We start from the raw sequence: 3759 nt of genomic DNA on the forward strand, positions 1-3759 counted from the left end.
GCTCCACGCGGGCCCGGAGCCGCAAGTAGCCGGGGGCGGGCATGGACGCGAAGCTCCTGGAGAAGCTGGACGCACTGCCCACCGGGCCCGGCGTGTACCTGATGAAGGACCGCCGGGGCCAGGTCATCTACGTGGGCAAGGCCATCAACCTGCGCAGCCGGGTGCGCTCGTACTTCAACCGAACCGGCGACACGCGCGTCTTCGTGTCCTTGCTGGACCAGCTGCTGGGTGACCTGGAGACGGTGCTCGTCAGCAACGAGAAGGAGGCGCTGCTCCTCGAAAACGAGCTCATCAAGAAGCACCGGCCGCGCTTCAACGTCCTGCTCAAGGACGACAAGCAATTCATCTCGCTTCGCCTGGACCGCTCCCAGGCCTATCCGCGCCTGGAAGTGGTGCGCAAGTACGAGCGCGACGGCGCGCGCTACTTCGGGCCGTACTCCAGCGCGGGGGCCATTCGCGAGACGCTGCGGGTGGTCAACCGCTTCTTCCGCCTGCGCACGTGCACCGACCACGTGTTGGCCAACCGCAAGCGGCCCTGCCTGTTGCACCAGATTGGCCGGTGCCCCGCCCCGTGCGTGTACCCGGTGCCCCAGGAGGACTACCACCGCAGCGTGGACGAGGTGGTGATGTTCCTGGAGGGCAAGGCCGGGGAGCTGGTGGAGGGCCTGCGCCTGCGCATGAAGCGCGCCGCGCAGGAGCTGAAGTTCGAGGAGGCCGCGCGGATTCGCGACCAGCTCAGCGCCATCGAGCGGAGCCTGGAGCGCCAGAAGGTCGCCACCACCGACTTCAAGGACCAGGACGTCTTCGCCTTCCACCGGGAAGGGGACCGCATCCTGTTCTACGTCCTGTGGGTGCGGCAGGGCCGGCTCAACGGCGGGCAGGCCTTCCCCTTCGGCAGCCAGGAGTTCCCCGACGAGGAGCTGATCGCCTCGTTCGTCAACCTCTACTACGACCAGGGCAGCTTCGTGCCGGAGGAGGTGCTGCTGCCGCTGGAGCTGGAGGACGGCACCGGGGGCCTGGAGGCGCTCCTCACGGAGCGCAAGGGCGAGCGCGTGCGGGTCCTGGTGCCCAAGCGCGGGGAGAAGCTGGACCTGGTGAAGATGGCGGCGAAGAACGCCGAGCAGGCCTTCGTGGAGCGCCGCCGCACGAAGGACGAGACGGACACCGTGCTGTCCCGGCTCCAGCAGCGGCTGGGCCTGCGAAACTTCCCGCGCCGCATGGAGTGCTTCGACATCTCGCACTTCCAGGGGTCGGCCATCGTCGCGTCGCAGGTGGCGGTGACGGACGGGGACGCGGACAAGTCGCGCTACCGGAAGTACAAAATCAAGACGCTGGAGAAGCAGGACGACTTCGCCAGCATGTACGAGGTCATCTCCCGCCGGCTGAAGCGGGGCCTGGAGGAGCAGGACTTGCCGGACCTGCTCGTCATCGACGGCGGCAAGGGGCAGCTGGCCAGCGCGCACGCGGCGATGAAGGACGTGGGCGTGGAGTCGGTGGACGTGGTGGGTCTGGCCAAGAGCCGCGACCTGGAGGTGTTCGACCGCGACGCGGAGAGCGCCCGGAGCCCCGAGCGCGTCTTCGTGGTGGGGCGCAAGGACCCCATCGTCCTGTCCCAGAACTCGGCGGAGCTGTTCATGCTCACGCGGATGCGGGACGAGGCCCACCGCTTCGCCATCACCTACCAGAAGCAGGTGCTGCGCAAGAGCCGGGTTCGTTCGGCGCTGGAGGACATCCCGGGCGTGGGGGAGACGCGGCGCAAGCAACTGCTGCGGCACTTCGGTTCGCTCAAGCGGGTGGGGGACGCCTCCATCGAGGCGCTCGCGGAAGTCGTCGGGCCGGCCATGGCCGAGCGCGTCCATGCGGGCCTCCACGGGCATCCAGAAGAGGATGCGGAAGATCCCGTACGGGAGGCTTCCCTTGACGACGCGCACGAACCCGTCGACGAAAAAACGCAGGGAGGGTCGCCACCCGGGGCAGCGTGATTAATTTCCGCTGCAGACCTGATGGGAAGTGCGCTGGAAGCGCGACGTTCCTGGGGTTTTTCATTGCGACTGGGCTCGGCGCTGAACTATAGCGGTTGACGATTCCGAGCACGTTTCACAGAGGGCGAGGGACCGACATGAGGCTGTATCCGAAGGTGATCCCGATCATCTCGCGCGAGGCCATTCAGCAGCTCATGCAGGACGGGGACATCGAGGTGGAGCCGATGCGCGTGGCCGACGCCGAGATGGACCTGTCAGCCATCATGCGTGAGTACCTTGCGAACGAGGAGCGTGTGAACCAGGCGACGCGTGAAGCGCTGGAGCGTCGCGGCTACGACTATTCCAAGTTCAACCAGGTGAAGCGCGAGATGGCGGACGTTCGCGGCTTCAAGATGGGCGACGAGGGCATCGAGTACGTCATCAACCAGATGATTGAGTTCCTGCTCATCAGCCGGAACGTCGAAGAGGTGTACTCGGCGGATAACGGGCTGCGTCAGAAGATCTTCGCCGTCATGAAGCGTCACCTCGACGTGGACGACGAAATCGACAAGGAAGCCCGCTCCCGCCTGAAGCACCTGCAGGAGGGCACCAGCGCCTTCGACATCGAGTACAACAAGACGGTCGAGCAGATCCGCAGGGCGCGCGGCCTCATCTAGTTCGCAGGGGTGGGGCATGCCGTTCCCCGCTCCGCTGCCTACCTTGTAAACCAAGGAGGCAGCGTCGATGGCGGGACCCTTCACCACGTTCGTTCTGTCCGGCTTGCTGGCGGCGGCGCCAGGCGGGTTCACGTTCGAGGGCCGCGAGGCCAGCGCGAGGACCGAGCAGCCAGACGGCTTCTTCATCCAAGGCTCACTTCCCTTCACGGACCTCGCCGAGCGCGGCACGGGGCGCGCGTCGCTGACGGTGGAGGACCGGGTGTCCCCTCCGGGCGCCACCTATGGCGACAAGGGGACGCTGGAGGCGTCCTTCCGGCTGGGGGCCACGGAGTACCGGGTGGAGCTGACGCGGCCTGGCTTCCCGCCGGAGCAGGGGGGCTCGGGCCCGCTTCCTCGCCCGCCTCAACATGCCATTGGCGGCGGCGTGCTGCTGGACGTCCCGCTCTACGGCGACAGTGGCCTGGGCTGGACGGCGATGACGCGCACCCACGCCGCGGTGGCGGTGTGGGGCGTGGGCAGCGTCTGGCGCAACGGGCAGCTGCTGACGGACACGGCCTTCGTGCACGCGGCGGCGCTGGCCGCTGGCGCGTACGCGGATGACGACACCCACCGGCTCCTGCGGCAGGCGCGCTACGACGACACGGAGCTCGTGGTGCTGGTGTGGAACCTCCCGCCGCGAGTCGAGCCGCGTGGCTTCATCCAGTTCGTGTTCGAGGACGTGGCCATCGACGTGGGCGGCGCCGCGGTGAGCTCGCGGCCCTTCGTGGAGAACACGGGCAATCCGCCGCTGAGCTGGCGTTCGCTGACGCCGGTACCGCCCTCCGCCACGGTGGGGGCGCCCGTCACCGCTTCGCCTCCACCCGCGCCGTCGGCCATCGGCGGCAGCGGGACGGCGGGGCTGGACGGAGCGGCGACGACGGGGGGCGTCACGCGGGTGACGGTGCCGGCGACGGCTCCAGGCAGCCTGGTGACTACGCCCGTGCCGACCACGACGGTGCCAGGGGCGCCGGTGACGCCCGAGGTCATCAGTGGGGAGCTGCCCGTGCCGACGGTGACGAACACGCCCACGACGTACTCGGGGCAGCTCCCGGTGACGCCGTTGGATGGGACCACCGTGGTGG

The 3759-nt window shown here is 68.3% G+C and carries 3 protein-coding genes; all 3 read left to right on the top strand.

Annotation, left to right across the window (positions count from 1 at the left end):
* Nucleotides 1-41 precede the first annotated feature (41 nt).
* The gene (gene uvrC, locus G4D87_RS35030) at nucleotides 42-1982 is read left to right on the top strand and encodes an excinuclease ABC subunit UvrC (RefSeq protein WP_163787034.1); all 1941 of its coding nucleotides are present in this window, start codon (nucleotides 42-44) and stop codon (nucleotides 1980-1982) included.
* Nucleotides 1983-2119: 137 nt separating this feature from the next.
* Complete coding sequence (locus tag G4D87_RS35035; RefSeq protein ID WP_013939209.1) at nucleotides 2120-2638, top strand: DUF507 family protein; 519 nt, start codon at nucleotides 2120-2122, stop codon at nucleotides 2636-2638.
* A 67-nt stretch (nucleotides 2639-2705) separates the two neighbouring features.
* On the top strand, nucleotides 2706-3759 hold a 1054-nt coding region (locus tag G4D87_RS35040; RefSeq protein WP_163787036.1), incomplete at its 3' end, for a hypothetical protein.

The organism is Myxococcus vastator, from assembly GCF_010894475.1.
In the GTDB taxonomy this organism is placed as follows: Bacteria; Myxococcota; Myxococcia; order Myxococcales; family Myxococcaceae; genus Myxococcus; species Myxococcus vastator.